General features: G+C 43.2%; 14 protein-coding genes and 1 pseudogene. 7 read left to right on the top strand and 8 right to left on the bottom strand.

Features of this window, described 5'->3' with window-relative positions; translation table 11 throughout:
- The coding region (locus ACED41_RS06070; RefSeq protein ID WP_371724653.1) for a transposase at positions 1 to 232 on the top strand (232 nt) is incomplete at its 5' end.
- Between the two features lie 22 nt (positions 233 to 254).
- Here ACED41_RS06070 and ACED41_RS06065 read toward each other — a convergent pair.
- The gene (locus ACED41_RS06065) at positions 255 to 1,187 is read right to left on the bottom strand and encodes a hypothetical protein (protein WP_108190239.1); all 933 of its coding nucleotides are present in this window, start codon (positions 1,185 to 1,187) and stop codon (positions 255 to 257) included.
- Positions 1,188 to 1,821: 634 nt separating this feature from the next.
- Between ACED41_RS06065 and ACED41_RS06060 the strand changes: the two genes are divergently transcribed.
- Together ACED41_RS06060 and ACED41_RS06055 are read left to right on the top strand one after the other, a co-directional pair.
- The gene (locus ACED41_RS06060) at positions 1,822 to 3,645 is read left to right on the top strand and encodes a M4 family metallopeptidase (protein WP_371724652.1); all 1,824 of its coding nucleotides are present in this window, start codon (positions 1,822 to 1,824) and stop codon (positions 3,643 to 3,645) included.
- 324 nt (positions 3,646 to 3,969) lie between these two features.
- Positions 3,970 to 5,181: a DUF3103 domain-containing protein gene (locus ACED41_RS06055; RefSeq protein WP_371721981.1), complete on the top strand. Its 1,212-nt coding sequence runs from the start codon at positions 3,970 to 3,972 to the stop codon at positions 5,179 to 5,181.
- 92 nt (positions 5,182 to 5,273) lie between these two features.
- Here ACED41_RS06055 and ACED41_RS06050 read toward each other — a convergent pair whose 3' ends face one another.
- Positions 5,274 to 5,591: a Dabb family protein gene (locus ACED41_RS06050; RefSeq protein WP_009846539.1), complete on the bottom strand. Its 318-nt coding sequence runs from the start codon at positions 5,589 to 5,591 to the stop codon at positions 5,274 to 5,276.
- 214 nt (positions 5,592 to 5,805) lie between these two features.
- The gene (locus ACED41_RS06045; protein WP_108092771.1) at positions 5,806 to 6,045 is read right to left on the bottom strand and encodes a hypothetical protein; all 240 of its coding nucleotides are present in this window, start codon (positions 6,043 to 6,045) and stop codon (positions 5,806 to 5,808) included.
- A gap of 81 nt (positions 6,046 to 6,126) precedes the next feature.
- On the opposite strand from ACED41_RS06045, the pseudogene ACED41_RS06040 reads away from it, so the two are divergent.
- A pseudogene (locus ACED41_RS06040) lies at positions 6,127 to 6,237 on the top strand (LysR family transcriptional regulator); the annotation flags it as partial.
- A gap of 127 nt (positions 6,238 to 6,364) precedes the next feature.
- Here ACED41_RS06040 and tnaA read toward each other — a convergent pair.
- The 3 genes from tnaA to ACED41_RS06025 form a co-directional block, all read right to left on the bottom strand.
- A complete protein-coding gene (tnaA, locus tag ACED41_RS06035; protein WP_371724651.1) occupies positions 6,365 to 7,837 on the bottom strand; it encodes a tryptophanase in 1,473 nt (490 codons plus the stop codon).
- Between the two features lie 776 nt (positions 7,838 to 8,613).
- Positions 8,614 to 10,290 (bottom strand): GTPase family protein, encoded by a 1,677-nt coding sequence (locus ACED41_RS06030; RefSeq protein WP_371724650.1) that lies wholly within the window; start codon positions 10,288 to 10,290, stop codon positions 8,614 to 8,616.
- Complete coding sequence (locus ACED41_RS06025; protein WP_017063633.1) at positions 10,277 to 11,392, bottom strand: YcjF family protein; 1,116 nt, start codon at positions 11,390 to 11,392, stop codon at positions 10,277 to 10,279. The genes ACED41_RS06030 and ACED41_RS06025 overlap by 14 nt, the downstream gene beginning before the upstream one ends.
- Before the next feature lie 239 nt (positions 11,393 to 11,631).
- On the opposite strand from ACED41_RS06025, the gene ACED41_RS06020 reads away from it, so the two are divergent.
- Positions 11,632 to 12,138 carry a peptide-methionine (S)-S-oxide reductase gene (locus ACED41_RS06020; protein ID WP_371724649.1) on the top strand — a complete coding sequence of 169 codons (507 nt, stop codon included), beginning with the start codon at positions 11,632 to 11,634 and terminating at the stop codon, positions 12,136 to 12,138.
- A 166-nt stretch (positions 12,139 to 12,304) separates the two neighbouring features.
- Here the strand turns inward: ACED41_RS06020 and ACED41_RS06015 are convergent, their stop codons facing one another.
- Together ACED41_RS06015 and ACED41_RS06010 are read right to left on the bottom strand one after the other, a co-directional pair.
- Positions 12,305 to 13,921, bottom strand: coding sequence for a polysaccharide lyase 6 family protein (locus ACED41_RS06015; protein ID WP_371724648.1), 1,617 nt, complete (start codon positions 13,919 to 13,921; stop codon positions 12,305 to 12,307).
- Positions 13,922 to 14,006: 85 nt separating this feature from the next.
- Positions 14,007 to 15,779, bottom strand: coding sequence for a transporter (locus ACED41_RS06010; protein ID WP_371724647.1), 1,773 nt, complete (start codon positions 15,777 to 15,779; stop codon positions 14,007 to 14,009).
- Positions 15,780 to 16,288: 509 nt separating this feature from the next.
- Between ACED41_RS06010 and ACED41_RS06005 the strand changes: the two genes are divergently transcribed.
- Positions 16,289 to 16,900, top strand: coding sequence for a toxin-antitoxin system YwqK family antitoxin (locus ACED41_RS06005; protein ID WP_017061462.1), 612 nt, complete (start codon positions 16,289 to 16,291; stop codon positions 16,898 to 16,900).
- Positions 16,901 to 17,942: 1,042 nt separating this feature from the next.
- Positions 17,943 to 18,692 (top strand): oligogalacturonate-specific porin KdgM family protein, encoded by a 750-nt coding sequence (locus tag ACED41_RS06000; protein ID WP_371724646.1) that lies wholly within the window; start codon positions 17,943 to 17,945, stop codon positions 18,690 to 18,692.
- Positions 18,693 to 18,771: the final 79 nt, after the last annotated feature.

Raw genomic sequence — 18,771 nt, 5'->3', positions numbered from 1 at the left:
AGGTAAGCGCGTGATCCAAGGCGGTCGAGCGCAAGTACGAACCGTTTTATACATGGCGATGATGTCAGCCATGCAATGTAACCCCATATTCAAAGCGACTTATGCTCGACTTTTAGCTGCTGGGAAACCTAAAAAAGTCGCAATAATCGCGTGCGTACGAAAGATGGTTGTGACACTTAACTCTATGCTCAGAGATGGCGCCATGTGGGATGAAAACACAGCCAAAAATTAATCATTGACGCCATAGTCGTTTGTTAGCTGCCTTGTTCACCACTGCAGGTTAAACAAATATTAGTCATATGAAACATACTCGAATCCTCAGGATAAATAACGTTGCCAAGGCATTCTTCATGTTCACATGGGGTTCGATTTACCTCTGCATACCCGTCGCATAACCAACAGTGAAGTTCGATGGCATCCGGTTCATTTGGCTCTAAACATGCAAAATTTGCATTGATTAAACCACCTGTTTCAATAGAGTTTTCTTGGCAATGGGGACAAAGGTATCTCCGCCCACTGTTAGGCATACCGATCAACTTTTTGAATTTTCGTTGGGACAAGTAGTCTTCAAAGAACTTAAAGTACTGCAGCAACTGCATGTTCTCTTCATCTTCGTCAAAGAGACCATATAATGGTTCTGTGACCATAACCTCTCTGAAATCTGAAATCCAAGATGTACCCCAAATTAAAGTTAAGAACTCTGCAATAACCTCAACAATGTAATTTGGTTCGATAAAGTCTCGATGCAAACCATGAGTAAACTTATTTCGTTTAACTCTTAGTTCATCGAGCATCTTTAGTGCATTACCATCTAGAGTCTCACCTGTGAGTTTTTGATACTTTGCGCATAAAATTTCACTCCCCTCTAAATACAGTTCTTCAAAATCAACTATTTCTGGAGTTTCTATATGAACTTTGGACTCATCAGTTAATAATTCGTATGGATTTAGTTTGCTGACTTCATACTTAAAGTAGTTTTCAATGCTAAGAAATAGCATTATCAATGAGTTACCAAGGACCCCTTGCCTTGACTCCCATTCCTCTTCCAAGTCACTGTCACCAAAACCCGTTACAATTACAGCGGGCGAAATAGCTTGCTCCGTTTTGAAAACATGATCTATAGACTGCGCCAAATATTGGATGCTAAGACTTTTAAATTCATCTGGTTCGGGAAGATTCTCGATCATTGTTAAACCCTTACTCAAAGTTGTTGAAGGCAACTAACAGCTATTAGACAGACAAATTCTGTATTTAAATGCAGAATTTTTCTGTCTAGTTTCTTATGCTGTCTATCTTAAGCGACTCACTCCATTCATAACAATGACTTATCGTTCTTAGTTTGTGATTGAACATGAAAATGTAGATGTTTTCCTATCTAACGAGACTAAGTGTTAAAAAAGATGAGATCTGTGCTTAGTGGTATTGTTAATACAAGTTTACTATTGATAATAAAGACAATATTCCCACTTCAAAAAACCAGTTGTTTACTAATTTGTAATTAAGATAAAATCAGAAAAATATCGAAGTTAACTTAGATAATTTCATTCTATATATTCAAACAAAACAGATTTTAATAACTCCCACCCCTTCATATGTTTACGATAAATTATAAAATTTAATTTTATAAAAAACAATTTGATCAATAAGAGTTTTGTAAACTTTGAATTACATACTCTAAAAATAAATCTCCCTGATAAACTTGTCATAAATCCAAATGCTCTTCCAATCTTGATTCGCAACACATGGCACAGATGTATTGCATATAGACTTCCTATAAAGCCGTTGGGAAGAAGGAGTTTATATTAAAATCAGGAACGAAAAATGAACCAACAACGTCAACTAAGCTGGAAAATAGCAGCTATTCTAGGTACATCTTTTGGCTTTAATGCACACGCTGCAGAAATGGTCAGAGTCGATAATGATGCATTACTACAACAAAGCCTCGTCGAGCAGTCGAAGAGTGTTGCCCCACTTGAATTAGGTTTTTCTGAAGTTAAACGGGTGGTATTGCCCAATGGAAAAACGAAAGTCCGCTATCAACAAACTCACCTAGGTTTACCCGTCTTTGATACCTCCGTTGTCGCCACCCTTTCCAAGAACCAACCCACTCAGGTGTTCGGCTCCATGGCACAGGGGATCAGTGGTGACCTATCCAGCATCGCGCCAAAACTGAATCGAGAACAAGCGATTGAAGCTGCGATATCCTCTCACCGCACGTTTACTGTCGGCAAAAAGTCGATTGAAAACAAAAACGCGAAACTGATGGTGAGATTGGATGAGAACCAAGTCGCCCAAGTGGTGTATCTGGTCGATTTCTTTATCGCGTCCTCTATGCCAGAGCGCCCTTTCTACTTTATTGATGCCACGACTGGCGATGTGCTCCAAAAATGGAATGGGTTGAACCACGCTAAAGCATTGGGTACTGGCCCCGGTGGTAATATAAAAACCACTCGATATGAATATGGTAGTGACTTCCCTAGCTTTCCCATCGACAAAGCAGGCACGACTTGTACGTTAGAAAATGATTCAGTTAAGACAGTCGATTTGAGGAACGGAACGTCTGGCAGCGCAGCCTACAGCTACAACTGTGCCGACGGAACCAACTACACCGATCATAAATACATCAACGGGGCTTACTCGCCTCTCAACGATGCGCACTACTTTGGTAATGTCGTGTTCGATATGTATAAAGATTGGATGAACACGTCGCCTTTAACTTTCCAGCTGACGATGCGCGTTCATTACGGTACCGATTATGAAAACGCCTTTTGGAATGGCTCATCCATGACATTTGGAGATGGCAAAAACACCTTTTACCCATTGGTCGATATCAACGTGAGTGCTCACGAGGTTAGCCACGGGTTCACCGAGCAAAACTCCGGCCTTGTGTACCAAAACATGTCGGGCGGTATCAATGAAGCCTTCTCCGATATTGCGGGCGAAGCGGCTGAATACTACTTACGTGGCAGTGTGGATTGGGTGGTCGGAAGCGATATATTCAAATCAGAAGGCGGCTTGCGTTACTTTGATCAACCTTCAAAAGATGGTCGTTCGATTGATCACGCCTCGCAATACTACGACGGTTTAAACGTTCACTTATCTAGCGGTGTTTATAACCGTGCCTTTTATCTTTTAGCGAACAAATCGGGTTGGAATGTACGTAAGGGCTTTGAAATATTCACGGTTGCCAACCAGTTGTATTGGACGGCAAACAGTACCTTTGACGCAGGAGCTTGTGGCGTAGCGAAAGCCGCAGCAGACATGGGCTATGTGGTTGCCGATGTTGAAGATGCTTTTAATACCGTCGGCGTTAATGCAAGTTGTGGTGTCACGCCTCCAACTGGCAATGTATTAACGAAAGGCACACCGATTTCGAACTTAAGTGGAAACCAATCTTCAGAGAGCTTCTACACGTTCACCGTTGATTCTGCATCCAACGTGACGGTTTCAATGTCTGGTGGTTCAGGTGATGCCGACCTTTATGTGAAATCGGGAAGCAAGCCAACAACATCAAGTTACGACTGTCGCCCTTATCGCGCTGGAAACATTGAGCAGTGCAGTGTGAGCGCTCAGTCGGGTGTGACCTATCATGTGTTACTGCGCGGATACTCGAACTACTCTGGCCTAACGTTACGTTTAGATTGAGTTAGAGCGAGCCTCTCAAACAAGTTGTAAATCGAGAACTAGCGGTTAACCGCGAAATAAAAACCTACTCACTTTGAGTAGGTTTTTTTATGACACACCGTAGTAGCTAATAATATTGTAAGTTATTTACTGATACGTTTATTAATTTATAAATATCAAGGTTACTTAGGTATTGTTTTATAAAAACAGTTTAAATTGAGATCCTGTGCTGCACAACGAAACAAAAATAACTGACTAACTTTTGAACACATTCACGTTACTGATAGGTTAATCCTTATAGGGCAAATGCTCTATTAATGATAAAAACTAAAATAAGGACTATTTATGAGACCATCTTTTCCTATCAGTATGGTGCTTGCAACGACAGTGGTTGGCTTCCAGTCTTATGCGCAAAATATTGAGACAACGGATTCATTAGGTATTGCAGAAAGTAGCGCTGCGCAAAAGCAATCTTTGGCGTTACAAATCAGCGAGCGTTATTCCGATCTTGAGCTTTCATTGAAGGCTCAGATCTCAGAAAAGAACTTATCCGCGCCTGTAGATAAATTGAGCTCTACTCAGCCCTACTCTGCATTTTCAAGCCGGATGCAGAAAGCGGATCTTGGTTATCGCAAGATGAAAGGGATCAACGACTTCAGCGACTCTGTGTTAGAGGTTCGCATGGCTGATGAAGCGATGATCGAAGCTTGGAAGAATGGTGAAAACCCGCTGTTTGCTTTCGAACCATCAGGCGATGATTCAAACTGGCAATACATCGAAGCCTATGATGTGTATGGGCAGGTTCACGAACTAGACGTGTACCAAATGCCAGACGTCCCAGTGTTTGTGGTTGATAGTAACGGTGCTGAAGAGCTCAAAGCAGGCCTAATGGCGATGCAGGCAGAGATGCAAAACCTGGGTACTACAACGCAAATCAATGCCGTTAGCGATACCAATACCGACGAGAGTAAACCTCAAAAATCGTCTTTGATGAACAGGGCACGTCGCTCGATGGCCTTGTCGGAACCTGAGCCGTTGAATACCACACAATTAACCAAAATCCGTTTAGCCGTCGACCAAGAACCTTGGATCTCTGGTAAAGCGGAAATCTACGCTATCGTGACGGGTGTCGATTCAAGTCGTTTAGAGCCCCAGATCGACCTCGTTGAGATGCCTTATCTGGACTACGACAAACAAACGTACTACCCGAACCAGACCGTCATCTTCTGGCCTCGCTACCGTTGGGGCGCTGCAGACATGATCTTAATGGAACACGATGATGGCACAGACTACAAAGCGCTAGCAAAACTCTTAGTTCAAGCCGCAGAAGAGATACTGAAGATGATTCCTGATCCAGAAGTTCAAGGTTATGCGATCATCCCTCAGATCACAGGCAAGATTATCGACGTGATTCCTGATGGCGTATTAGTGAATGATGATGACTTCGTGGATGTGTACTACACCTTAATGCAGAACACGCCTTATGTAGACCGTCCGGGCGCAGGCGGAAATGCTGTCGCATCGTTTGCACCAGTCACGATTTCGCCAACAGAGTAAGTCGTTTCTTATTTAGTTAGGGCTTAATCTCTAGGCCCTAACTCTTCATTATCGAAGGTAAGTCAAACACAAGAGACCTACTCAGAACCTAATTACAGGGAGTAATCAAACACAATGATGTCTTCTAAAAGCGGACGAAACACATCTTTCAGCGCATCATGCTCAGGGTGCGGAAGGTAATTCTGGCGGCCTTCTTCATCGGCGAACGTCATTAACACCGAGTGGGTATAACCTTGATTCTTGTTTTCAGGGCTGTCATTTAATCCCCATTCTACTGAAGTGACCCCTTCAACCTTGTTTGGCATCGCTTCAAACAGCATCTTTAGTTTTTGAACCTCTGAAGCCTCAGCGTTTTCTTTAAACTTAATCAGTAGAATATGACGAATCATTCCCGTTTCTTTTTGAGTCATTCCTTGTCCTTTCGAGTCGTTCGCTTACTGGTTTGTAATGCTTAACCAACACCTAATAGCGATCTAAATTTGAGAACAACAAAATGCCACACGTTACACAACATGCCAAGGCTAGATCGCTAGAGTTTATAAAATACTCCACAACCCAATAACGAAAAATGCTGCACCCGAGGGCGCAGCATTTCTCATGACAATGGTAAGCACATCTTTAACGTTAATCACGACGACCTGTAAGCTGGATCGTTTGGTCTTGATCTACGTTCTTTTGGAATTGGATTCCGCCGTTAGACGCTTCATTTCTTCCTTCCAGTGTTAAGTCAGATTCAACACGCTCAGCCTTTACTTGATTACCTTCGCTTCTTGTCATGTCGATAGTCCCTGTATACGTACCGTCGGCAGCAAAAGCCGTGTTCATTGAAAGAGCCATTAAGCCTAGTGCGATTAACTTGTTCATACATCACCTCGTTGTATTTCTAATTCTTTGTTCGTTTGGTATCTGTGTTTTTGTTGGAGTAACTTTAACAATCGAACATGAACCATAGATGTGAGCTATGTGATGAGCTGCCGCCGCTCGCAAAAAGACGCACCTTTGAATCAGTGGTTATTCCAAATGTTGAAGTCTACCCTGAAAAACAAACAAGCGTAGTTCAGCTTTTAACGGGTTAACTACTTAAAGGCTTAACTGCCTAACTCCCCTACCATCCAAAAAAAGAAAAGGCTCCCGAGGGAGCCTTTGATTAGGGTTCTAGTGACTATTCGCTTATGTTTTTATTTTAAAATGCTTCTTCGAGCGTTTGTTCGTTCTTTTTTCCTGTTTTTTTCTCGCTAGTCTCTACCTCTTTCAAGCGCGCGGTGAAGTGTCTTAACACCGGCGGTTCGTAAGTAAAATCGAGCCCTTTCACTTTCCCAGCATTCTCTTTCACTTTTTCGAATGCTTCGATGATGAAGTCCATGTGCGTTTGTGTGTAGGTCGCGCGAGGAATGGTAAGGCGCAACAACTCAGCAGGACATGGGTGTTGTTCACCTGTTGCTGGGTCGCGTCCTTGCAGCAAAGACCCAATCTCAACCGCTCTGATACCCGCGACTTTATAGAGTTCGCACGCCAAAGCATGTGCGGGAAACTGACCAGCCGGGATATGAGGCAGCAATTTACCCGCATCGACAAACGCAGCATGACCGCCTGCTTGCTGGCACACGATGCCCATCGCTTCTAAGCCATCAACAAGGTATTGAACCTGGCCAATACGGTACTCTAACCAATCTTGGCGCATGCCGTCATAAAGGCCAACCGCAAGACGCTCCATCGCGCCACCTTCTAAGCCACCATAGGTTGGGAAGCCCTCTTGCACCACACACAAGGTTCGACACTCTGTGTACACATCCATGAAAGCGTCGTCTTTAAAGCACAACAAGCCGCCCATTTGTACCATGGCATCTTTCTTGGCAGACATAGCTAAACCATCCGCGTATTTGTAAGACTCACGCGTGATCTGTTCGATTGTCCAATCCTGATAACCCGCTTCACGTTGTTGAATGAAGTAGGCATTTTCTGCGTAGCGTGCCGAGTCCATGATCACAGGAATATCGTACTTCTGAGCGATTTCATACACGGCTTTTAGATTGGCGATAGACACTGGCTGTCCACCAGCAGAGTTACAAGTAATGGTGCTCACAATGTAGGGAACATTGGCTGCGCCCGCTTCTAAGATCGCTTCTTCCAGCTTCACCACATCGAAGTTGCCTTTGAAATCCGCGTTCACTGAGGTATCGAACGCTTCTTTGGTATAAACGTTCTTCGCCACACAGCAATTCACTTGAGTGTGGCCTTGTGTTGTATCGAAGAAGTAGTTCGACAAGGCGACCATTTTGCTGCGATCGAGCCCTTTCTCCATTTCACGCTTCTTAATAAGAACCGGAATGTAGATCTGCTCTGCACCGCGTCCTTGGTGTGTTGGAATCGTCAACTCGTAACCGAAGATATCCTTAACCGCATTCGACAATGCGTAGTAACTGCGGCTACCACTGTAAGCTTCATCACCCATTAACATCGCGGCTTGCATACGCTGAGTGATAGATCCTGTTCCGCTGTCTGTCAGTAAGTCGATAAACACATCATCACTGTCGAGCAAAAATGGGTTCATGCCCGCGTCGACAATGGCTTGTTCACGATAGGCGCGAGTTGTTCTTTTTACTGGCTCTACAACACGAATACGAAACGGTTCTGGTAGATGTTTGAAGTTTTCCATAATAATACCTTTCAATACATTCCGATCAGGTCGAAATGTATTTTCTTTAGATGTCACGAGTCCTCACTATTAAATTAATAGTTCCGTATAAAGATACACAGAAAATTAACAGTGAAAATAAACAAATTAAATAATGACTTATTAATCAAACCTAAACAGAGGCTAAGATAATTAGCGAGAACGACAAAAAACGAATACCCCACACGGAATAATAAGTGCGACATTCATACGTTCAAAGGTTATCAAAGCTGCTGATAGGTAAACAAAGCTCGCTGCTTTGCTGGCGCGTGACGCCTAGAGGGTACTACTCTGAAGAAAGGTGGAACGAGAGTTGGTGATCTAAGGTATACCAAGCTAACAAGGTTAGCCAAGTTGTTGATTGCCATTTCAGATACATGTTCACAATATATCCCTACGTTGAAATCAAGATGATCCGAAGTTTAAATATAGTGCAATTGTTTTATAAATACAGCTTAAAAAAGTATAAATGTGATCAATATTTAGAATGATGATTAAATACGATAGCGTGTTATATAAAATGTGAATCACAGCTGTTTATATGCTATTAAACTAGTTCAGCGAGAACCTTAATAATATCAAATCTCTTTTGAAATCAACACCTCTCTAATAAGGGGCGAAGATAGCTATTTTCTAAAAAAGCCATCATCTAATAAAGCCATCATCTAATAAAGCCAAGATCCAAAACTCGCCGATCTAGAAAAGATAAATTCTGATGAGGCTCAAACCTCACCAGAACCGTATTCGCAGTGAATGACTTACTTCTTCTTCACGGCTTGCTTGATGGCCATTTCAGCCAGTTTTGGTGTCGCCGCTTTCAATGCGCTGGGTGCCACCTTCTTACCCACTTTGACTGCTTTATTCAGTTGGCCTTTAACCGACGAGCCTCTTTTCATGGCTTCTAAACGTTGGCGGTTTCTCTGAACGTTATTTGCGTCAGCGATACGCTCTATCAACGTCTGCCTTAAACTATCTAAACCAAACTGTACCTTTTCTGGCGCAATCGCCAGCGGTAACACGATATCGGTTTGCAGCAATATATGATTGTATTCGAGCGCTTGAGCAATGATCTTCGCTTTGGTCGATGTTGGATTCTCTAAGTCATACGGTGGCTGCCAATCGTCTACAGGCTTTAATCTGTCTACCTGATTCACAACCGACACCACAATCGGTTTCTTGCGTGAGATGTTCTTAGGATCGTCATAGAAAGCATCAAATTTATCTTTCAATTGCTTATCCAAATCACGTGCAGACTGATTGGCTTTAAGCACCCATAGCACCACATCCGCTTGGGTCATCTCTTTCAGCATTAAGGCTTCGGTTTTAGGATTGCCATCAAGCCCCTGAAGATCAACAACGCGAACATCATTGTCGTCGACAAACGCGTTATACACCGTTGAAGTGTCGGTTGATGGCAGCACATCCACTTCTGCAACCAACTCTTGCTTGAGTGCATTGATAAGTGAAGATTTACCCGAACTGGTTTGTCCCACCAGCACGATTCGCACAGGCTCTAGCTCTGGAGCAAAGCGTTGTTCGTCGAGTTCAGAAACATCGGACGCTTTCAATGCTTCATCTTCAATGCTGAAACGTCCGCTATAGAGATCAATCGCCACCGCCGCAACTTCATCTAATAAGGCTTGTTTGGCGGCGTATTGCATGTCATCAACCACACCTCTTGTCATTGAAGATGTCGCTTGCTCTCTCCCTAAATCAGAAATCACCTTGAGTGGATTCAAATACAAGTTTTTAAGGTGGTTACCCCAAATAGCCGCTTTGAAGATCTTCTGTCCTAGCTCACCGTATTTATCGTAGGCTTCGTAGCCCGCTTTGATGTAAGAAACCTTGAGATACTCAATGCCGGGGATATGCTCTCGCACTACCAATTTGTAGCGTCGGCTTACCTCTTCGAACAGCTTTAGCCCTTCAGGAATCGAGAAATCGAGCGATTTCTTATCAAACTTTTTCGCAACAAATTCAAGTACCTCTAAACCGGTTTGGTCTAGGTTACCCCACTCTATGTCGACCATTAATTGTTGGCGTACATGGTGTTTTGAATCATTCCAGATCGACAGTTCTTTTTGAGACCAATCAGCCGAAGCCTTAACCAATGCATCGTTGATATCAGCTTTTTTATGCTGTGATTCAGCTTCAGCAGTATCCTCGCCAAGGCCGCCACTCTCTTTATTCGAGAAAGACTCTTTATTTGAAGAGCGGCTTGAAGAACGGCTAGAAATGAATAAAGGAATGGTGAACACCAAGGTACTCACGGCAATGGCAATCGACATTTCGAGTAGATAACCGTATTTGATCGCCAAGAAGACACCAAAACCCATCATGATAATGCTTGGGAAGATCGCCGAAATCAGGGCAATGCCCCAGCGTCCGCTCGATAGCACCGCCAGTAATCGAAATAGGTTTCTAATTTTCTTCATAACCCGACGCCGCCTTTCCTTTTTTCAGAGATTCTTTGTAGATCTTCTGCATCTCTTGTTCAGACACTTCTTCACCTTTGTTCTTATGATAGAAGTAAAAACAAGCCGCGCGACCTAAACCATAAGAGGTGCCGAAACTCATTGCCGCTGCAGCCACCGCACCTACCGTTTGACCATAAACTGGAATCAGCTTTATCAACTGTCGAGTGCCCAGCTTCATTCCGTATTGCAAAGCAAAGCTGCTTCCCAGAGTGCCTATCAACTCACTAAAGACTCTCTTATTCCATTCGACCCCATATTGATTGGCCAAGCTGTGAAGCATTTTGGCTTGAATCGCAGGTACCGACACCAAACCAACACCCGGAATCAGGTCACTCGCTGCGGCACTTCCTGCATACCAAAGCACTTCGTTTTCTACTTGATCAAAGTTGGCTTCTTCTTGCGTGGAATGTTCTTTGTCTTGCACCATCATTCCTATCACCGGAAGAATACTGCTCAGCTTTTCTAACAAGATGTCATAGTTGTAAACCGCTTCGCTGTTAGACATAGCGTTGTCATCCGTTTCGAAATCGACCGCTACCGATTCAAACTCTTTACCCCAAGCCTTCTCTACTTGGTTGGTGTTGAACTGAATTTGCCTTGCTCGATCTGGTTCACTGGAAGACAACACCGCCGTATGAACCAGCAACAAGTGTTTAATCTTCTTCTGTTTCTTAATCTGTTTTAGAGCCGTAAGCACAGCGGATTGTTCAGGTTCGTCGGCTTTCATTACAACGACTAACGCATTACCTGCCTGACCAATCTCTTCCAAATCCTCTTTCGCATCGTAATTCGCTTCGCTGAGTCCTCTGGTATCAAGAAACCTCATCACGGGTTTGTCTTGCGGAAACTCATACGACATCGCCGTCATGGTACAAGGCGCAAAACCATTGCCCACTTCTACAGAAGAGTCGCCCGTGACCGCTTGAATAAACGATGACTTGCCCGCCCCCGTTTTGCCCAACAGCCACAATGTAGGAAGATGCTTGCGCTGATATTCATGAGCCTGAGTCAAGTCTGGGTTCTTGCTCGGATTAATGAAGTCTTTTATTTGATCAAACATGTTTAGAGTAACGCTCACTTGATGTTGAGATTCGAGTTGATGACAAAGCAATACTGACTTATATAATCACAAATCATATTAAACTTATGTTTGTTCAGTCGCACAGGTTTACAATGCCTAAACGCTTGTTTTTATTTGCGCGCTCATTTTTATAGACGCTTTTTTATACGTACGGGTATCATCGTATTGATTCGGGTACCTAACGAACATCAACAAACACAGAGAGCTCAAAGAGAAGTATGGAACAAATTTATTTAGCTGGCGGCTGCTTGTGGGGTGTACAAGAATTTATTAAGTACGTTCCTGGTGTTATCAGCACAGAAGCAGGCCGTGCTAATGGAAGCGCCCAGCCAACAGAGAACAAAACGACACAAAGCGACGGCACACAAAGCGATTACAATGGCTACGCGGAGTGCGTACAAATTGAATTTGATCCAAACATCACGTCAGTCACGATTTTGATGGAACACTTGTTTGAGATTATCGACCCTTACAGCTTGAATAAACAAGGTGTCGGAGAGAAATACCGCACAGGTGTATACAGCACTAATGCAGAACACTTAACCGAAGCTAAGCACTATATTTCTTCAAGAGATGATGCCGACCGTATCGCTGTTGAGGTGTTGCCGTTGACCAATTATGTTGCCAGCGACGACATCCACCAGCATCACTTAAGTCACTTCCCTGAAGATCACCACTTATGTCATATCCCTTGGGATCTACTGCATAAGTATAAATCACAGTAGTCTCGACGTAAGATTGAGATGATCACGACCTAAGATCGATAAAGCCTCAACAGACATTATCTGTTGAGGCTTTTTAAGTGTTATGGTCAGGACAGCTATCGTGAATTGATTTGGTAGCTCAAGCCATTAACCTTTAGCCATTAGCCATTAGCCATTAACTAATAAATTACTTAGTCGTATTCTCAAGCACGTAGTCTGGACCCGCTGTTTCAGCTGTCACAACCGCAAGTTTAGACACGTCTGCGCCTTCACCTTGGTAAGCGTTAATGCCATTTTCTACAACGACTTTTGGTAGCTCAACCGAGTAGCCTTCGATCAGTTCAGAATCCGTTACTTGACCTACGTAAGTTTCGTCTGTGTAGGTTGCGCCAACTAATGGGAAGTCTTGCGTTGCACGGACACTTACAAATTCAGGTGACTGCGAGTTATCAACCACATTGTGTTTAAACGCCACATCAACACCCGCATAAATGCCTTCCACTTCTGCGTTGTCAAACAAACTTACACGGTGACTTTGGTTGCCGTAAACAATGCCCCACTCAGTATCAACTAGAGAGTTGTTCTCGATAGTGATGTTTTTCGGTGTCCACTGCTTGTTAAGCTCTTTGCCTTTCACCGATTGATCTAACTGCTCACCATTCGCTACGTCGATGATACCTGTGTTGATAACAATGCCGCCACGTAGGTCAGCGTTGCCTTCAATCAAGCCATCGCGGCCTCGAGTATTTGCAATGTAGTTATTGCGGATCACATGGTCTTCATCGTAGATACGGACGCCGCCCGTTAGGCGCTTTCCATTACCAAGAATCATGTTGTTCTCAACTGTGTTGCCTTTTCCGTGACGCAGTGAAATAAGCGCAGTGCTTTGGAAAATAGTATTACCTGAGATCGTGTTGTCGCCCGACTTAATCGAGATAAGCTCACGCTCACCATCCATATCGATCATTAGGTTGTTCACGAACTTAGAACTTGAATCCCACTGTGAAGCTTTAGAATCACCAATACGGATCGCTTCCCAGCTGTTGCCGTTGTAACGAATCGCTTCTTTAATGTCGAATTCGTTGAACTGGTTAGGCTTTTGGTCCATGAAGATGTTGTTTGCGATCAGGTGGTTATCAGCTGTGTCATCTTTTTGTACGCCAATCAAAGTGCCGCGTTTTTGCTTACCTTCGAAACGGTTGTTGATGACTTTGCCGTCTTTACCCCATAGAGAAACCCAAAGGTACTTTGGATACTCAGAACGACGCTCGTCTGGCTCGTACGTGTAATCGTGGTTGAAGTAGTAGAATGTTGAGTTTTGAAGCGTATTGCCATTACCCATCATACGAACTGCACCAAAGCGTTCTTTAGGGCCGCCTTCAGTAAATACCAAGCCATCAAGCGTGATGTCATCGCCTTTCAGTTCAAACTGAATCAACCCCGTGATCCACGCAGAACCTGCTTGCTCTGCCTTGATAGTGATGTCATTCGCCGTGATCGTCACTTGACCTAAGTTCGCGTATTTACCGGCAGGGATAACCACTTCGTCGCCATCTTTTAGGTTTTCAAATTGTGCTTTAAGCGCAGCCACTTGCTCTTCCGAAGCAACGGCTAAAGTGTCGCCATCTACCTCTGTTAAGCGGTCACTGCTCAATAGGTAACTACGGTCAATTTCGCTAACAGCAGGCGTAGCTTGTTCAGCGACACTGACTACGGATGCTGTTTTTTCTTGTGTTGTACAGCCTGTTGCAAAAGCGAGTGTGAACGCGCTAATAATGCTTACCGATAATAGTTTTTTGTTCATCGTACATCTCACATTAAAGTTTGGATTATAAAAATGACGACCACCCGTTCAGGTGGCCGTGATGTTATTTAGGATGCGTATTAAATTAGCCTTCGGCTGGAGTCACTTCGTCTTGTTGCTCGACTTTGTCATCGACTGCTTTAACAAGTAACAGACCAACAGAGAACACAATCAAGCCACACAGAACGAATACCATGCGTCCCCACATTGGGTTTGGCAGTACGAACATAGTCATTACGCCCACACCCGCTACCGCGATAAGTGAACCCAACATACGACGTTGCTTGTTATCCAGTTTCTTCTGTTCATTACTTTCAGCAACTAGTGGCGTCGCTAGGTTGTTGAAGAACTTGTCTACGTCTTTCTCACGGTGCTCAGCAAGAGGCTTGTAGAACAGTGTTGAAAGAATAAAGAAGCCAGCAGTAAATATGATGTGACCGATAAGGCCGATAGCCACTTTCAGGTCAGCCCACTCACGGCCAGTTAGTTCATTTAGACCGAACCAGTTTTGAATCATGTCCGCAGTGATAACGAAACCAACGAAGTAAGAAACCACACCACCTACAACTAGCGTGCCCCAACCTGCCCAATCCGGTGTTTTACGGATGAAGAAGCCACAGAATGCTGGAATTGTCATTGGGAAGCCGATCAATGCGCCCACGTACATCATGGTGTCGAAAAGGCTCAGACCTTTAAGAGAGTTGATGAACAGAGCAACCAAGATGATCGCGATACCGAAGAAGGTAGACGTTAGTTTAGAAACAACCATTAGCTCTTTCTCTGTCGCTTTAGGACGAAGAATCGGCTCGTAGAAGTTCTTAACGAAGATACCTGAGTTACGGTTTAGACCTGAGTCCATTGAAGACATTGTTGCTGCGAACATAGCGGCAATCAGAAGGCCAACCATACCTGCAGGCATGTATTCTTGAACGAAGTAAAGGTAAGCGAAGTCAGCGGCTTTGCTGCCAGCTTCTGGGTAAGCAGCTGCTAAATCAACACCTTGACCAGCCATGAACCAAGAAGGCATGAACCAGATGATTGGACCAAGCGTCATTAGTACACAAGCAAGCAGTGCTGCTTTACGTGCGTTGTTTGAATCTTTTGCAGCAAGGTAACGGTAAGAGTTAAGCATGTTGTTGGTAATGCTGAACTGCTTTAAGAAGATGAACACAGCCCAGATGCTGAAGATGCTCATGTAGTTAAGGTTGTCACCCGTGATGAACGAATCCGTTGGGAAGTCGCTAATGATCTGCGTAACACCGCCACCGTGGTAAATAGCAACGACTGCACATGTCACCGTTACTGCCATGATGATAACCATCTGCATAAAGTCAGATGCGATTACCGCCCAAGAGCCGCCCGTCACTGACATCACCAGTACAACCAGACCCGTTAGGACAATCGTCGTTGTCATATCAAAGCCGAAGATACCCGATGCGATGATTGCTAGACCATTCAACCAAATACCTGCAGAGATAACGCTGTTTGGCATACCAGACCAAGTAAATACTTGCTCATTCACCTTACCAAAACGCATACGAATCGCTTCAATTACCGTCACAACACGCAGTTGACGGAACTTCGGAGCGAAGTAAAGGTAGTTCATTAGGTAACCGAATGCGTTCGCGATGAAGATAATCGCTACGGCAAAGCCATCGGTAAAGGCTTTACCTGCTGCACCAGTAAATGTCCAAGCACTGAACTGGGTCATAAATGCGGTTGCACCTACCATCCACCACAGCATATTACCTCCCCCACGGAAGTAATCACTTGTCGTACTTGTAAACGTTCGAAACATCCACCCTATCGCAATTAAGAATAGGAAGTAGATGCCAACTATCAGGGTATTGAGTTCCATCGTTAGACCTTTTATTTATGTTTTTTTGTTGAGGTCACTATAAATAAATGGCAAGTATATTTGTACTACAATAATCCAAATGCGTGACAATGATCTTACAGTCTGACACTCAATTAATCATACAAGTGATCGAGTTCAAAGTTGCACCACCTAGGAGCGCAATTCCTCAAGTCAGTGCAGTTATCCGCACTAAATTTCGACCAAAACCCCGAAAAACATGAACAAAGTCTCTAAAAATCGAAGATTCATCGTTAAAAACTATTATTCTTGACGATCAAAACTTAAAGAAGAGCAGCAAAAATATCGTTAGATATAATTTATAAAAATAAATCAAACCAACTCATTTGTAGTACAAATAGAATTGGAAATTTTCTTTTAAAAGTTCCCTATATTAGGCAGCCAATAATGAAAACTTGAAAACCACTATTAGATACTGACAGGGATACACGGAAGTGAAATGCTTTTAACACACCCGTTACACTTTCCCCGTCCAATAAAAAGGTGTCATTATGAAGAAATACGTTCCAATCTTAATTGCTCTTAGTACGGTATCTTCTATGAGCTATGCAGCAACACCGCGTGAAGATGCTGTTGACTACTTACAGATGCGTAAAGGCGTGGCTTACCAAGTAAACCATTCAAAACCTTTCACTGGTCAATTTGAAGAGAAGTTCGATAACGGCCAAGTCGCGACCCAAGCTCAGTTTGCCGATGGCTTAGAACTTGGGCTAGAAACTAACTGGTATCCGAATGGCCAAGTCGCTTCTAAAGTGAATTACGTAAAAGGTGAACTGCAAGGCAAAGCTGAAACCTGGTATCCAAACGGACAGAAAAAAGCAGAACTCAATTATAAAGACAATGAACTATCAGGCACCGCCTCTCGCTGGTATCCCAATGGGGAACAAAGCCTGACAGCTGAATACAGCGACGGACAAAAAGATGGATTGGTAACGGACTACTACCCGAACGGTAATAAGGCCAGCCAAGCGAAGTTTGATGAAGGTGAAGTCGCGAACGGAAAACTTACTCGCTGGAATACTAACGGTGACAAAGTTGAAGAACTGACCTTTAAAGATCACAAAGTCACCTCTAAACAGGTGTGGATGCCTACAGAAAGCTAAGCCTCAAGAACAGCTCTCACGGAGCTCTTTGATATAACTAAACGCCTGCTGTTAAAGTTTGCAGCTACACGTCTGCAACTAAGAGAGAAGAGAAGAGAAACGAACATTCATGTGATTAAGCGTGAATGTTCGTGGCTTTGATGCTGTAACAGACTCACTTGAGCGTGTTGTCACCAACCTAAAAGCCTATTCTTAAGCCGCGGTTTACACGCTTATTGAGCCGCACACGACTCTCTACTCAAATTTCAAATAAAAAAACGCTCATGTTGCCTGTATCAACATGAGCGCAAGGGTAGATCTTCGACTACCATCTCCTACCTTTCTAGATGAAAGCAGAAGTTATAATTAGAATAGTTGGGAGCAATAATCAAAATGCTTTCGCAAGCACTTCAACGATTTCTTCTTTGTCGCTGATGAGAACAACGGGTAACGATTCGAACCCAGTTCATTCCTATCAAGTTCATACTTATATAGCAGGCTATGTCACTACCTTGCCTACTACATTTCAAACCTTCTCTGATTGAGCTTTAAATCACCTCAAGTAAATGTCTCATGTTCTTAAAGCGGTGGATTTAATCCATTTAGCTTCAAGACCACTCTTACTTATTCGGCTTCACACCGTCTGTTCATGCAATCAACACAGCAAAGTTATGTGTTGCTACAGAAAGTTAGTAAATAATAATGTATTACAAATAAAAATGATATCTAAAGGTTCAATTTTTTGCTGTAGCGCACATTTATTGATGAACAAAACTCTTCAAAACCATTATCAACAGCCAAACAAATCACTAAAAAACATCAACTTAACGAAACAACTCGATTTTGTAACCCTTTGTAAATAGTGGTTTTGTCCTAACAACACGATCAAGTTCACAGATCATCACGCCTCGGATCGCTACCATATTTGTATTATTTAAATGCAAAACAAATTTGAAATAACCAAGAAATAATTTCAAAAACAAAATGCATTTAAGACAAGAACTACTCTATTTGGCTTGTAATTATGGCCAATACTCAACCATATAAATATGGAATTAATACCATGAATAAAACTAAAATCGTGATTGCTGTGGCATCTGTACTCGCTGCTGGCTCTGTATCTGCTGCGTCTTTCGATATGAGACACGAATACAAGAGTCATACAGATCAACACGCTACTCGTGTAAAACTTGGCGATAGCATTGGCAACTTCCTTGTAGATATCGAAGCGAAATTCAAGGGAGAAGACGGTAAATTCATGGAAGATTTGAAGAACAATGGTTGGGAGCTTGGTCTAAACTACCGTCATGTACTAAACGATAACTGGACAATGACTTACGGTATGCCAATTGAAGCTCGTGAATCTGGCGTTACATACAAGCCTCAAGTTCGTGCAACATACAAAGTGGATAGCGTTGATGGCCTAAGCCTAAGTGCTCGTTACCGTTACGATATGAGACAGAACACTAGCAGCTCAGAGTATCAATTCGATGACAATGGTGATGTTATTGTTGATAGTGACGGTGTTCCAATCACGGTTAATAAAAACGTTTCTAATCAACGTCGTCACCGTCTAACGGCAAACGTTAACTACTCAATGGAAAACTGGCGCTTTGGTCTAGAAGGTAACTACTACAAAGCGGATGGCTATGACATCTACGACAACGACGATACCAACTACGAGTTGAACGCAAGCATTCGCCATATTATGGGTCAATGGGCACCATATGTAGAGTTTGGTGATGTGAGCACTTCATCAACTAAAGCGACTCGTGAACTGCGTAGCCGTGTTGGTCTAACTTACAGCTTCTAATCGATAGCTACATGAATAATCTAAGATAATTACTGTCCTAATTTTCTAAGACCTAAACAAAAGCCAGCTTAATCGCTGG

Source organism: Vibrio sp. 1F255, assembly GCF_041439145.1.
In the GTDB taxonomy this organism is placed as follows: Bacteria; Pseudomonadota; Gammaproteobacteria; order Enterobacterales; family Vibrionaceae; genus Vibrio; species Vibrio crassostreae_C.
The sequence above is the reverse complement of the archived record's forward strand: the minus strand, read 5'-3'. Positions and strand labels throughout refer to the sequence as shown.

Excerpts from the sequence above, each read along its gene's own strand:
- ACED41_RS06060 (WP_371724652.1), top strand. The coding sequence starts at position 1,822 with ATGAACCAACAACGTCAACTAAGCTGGAAAATAGCAGCTATTCTAGGT.
- ACED41_RS06005 (WP_017061462.1), top strand. The coding sequence starts at position 16,289 with ATGAAGAAATACGTTCCAATCTTAATTGCTCTTAGTACGGTATCTTCT.
- ACED41_RS06025 (WP_017063633.1), bottom strand. The coding sequence starts at position 11,392 with ATGTTTGATCAAATAAAAGACTTCATTAATCCGAGCAAGAACCCAGAC.
- ACED41_RS06045 (WP_108092771.1), bottom strand. The coding sequence starts at position 6,045 with ATGAACAAGTTAATCGCACTAGGCTTAATGGCTCTTTCAATGAACACG.
- ACED41_RS06020 (WP_371724649.1), top strand. The coding sequence starts at position 11,632 with ATGGAACAAATTTATTTAGCTGGCGGCTGCTTGTGGGGTGTACAAGAA.
- ACED41_RS06050 (WP_009846539.1), bottom strand. The coding sequence starts at position 5,591 with ATGACTCAAAAAGAAACGGGAATGATTCGTCATATTCTACTGATTAAG.
- ACED41_RS06015 (WP_371724648.1), bottom strand. The coding sequence starts at position 13,921 with ATGAACAAAAAACTATTATCGGTAAGCATTATTAGCGCGTTCACACTC.
- ACED41_RS06030 (WP_371724650.1), bottom strand. The coding sequence starts at position 10,290 with ATGAAGAAAATTAGAAACCTATTTCGATTACTGGCGGTGCTATCGAGC.
- tnaA (WP_371724651.1), bottom strand. The coding sequence starts at position 7,837 with ATGGAAAACTTCAAACATCTACCAGAACCGTTTCGTATTCGTGTTGTA.
- ACED41_RS06055 (WP_371721981.1), top strand. The coding sequence starts at position 3,970 with ATGAGACCATCTTTTCCTATCAGTATGGTGCTTGCAACGACAGTGGTT.
- ACED41_RS06000 (WP_371724646.1), top strand. The coding sequence starts at position 17,943 with ATGAATAAAACTAAAATCGTGATTGCTGTGGCATCTGTACTCGCTGCT.
- ACED41_RS06010 (WP_371724647.1), bottom strand. The coding sequence starts at position 15,779 with ATGGAACTCAATACCCTGATAGTTGGCATCTACTTCCTATTCTTAATT.
- ACED41_RS06065 (WP_108190239.1), bottom strand. The coding sequence starts at position 1,187 with ATGATCGAGAATCTTCCCGAACCAGATGAATTTAAAAGTCTTAGCATC.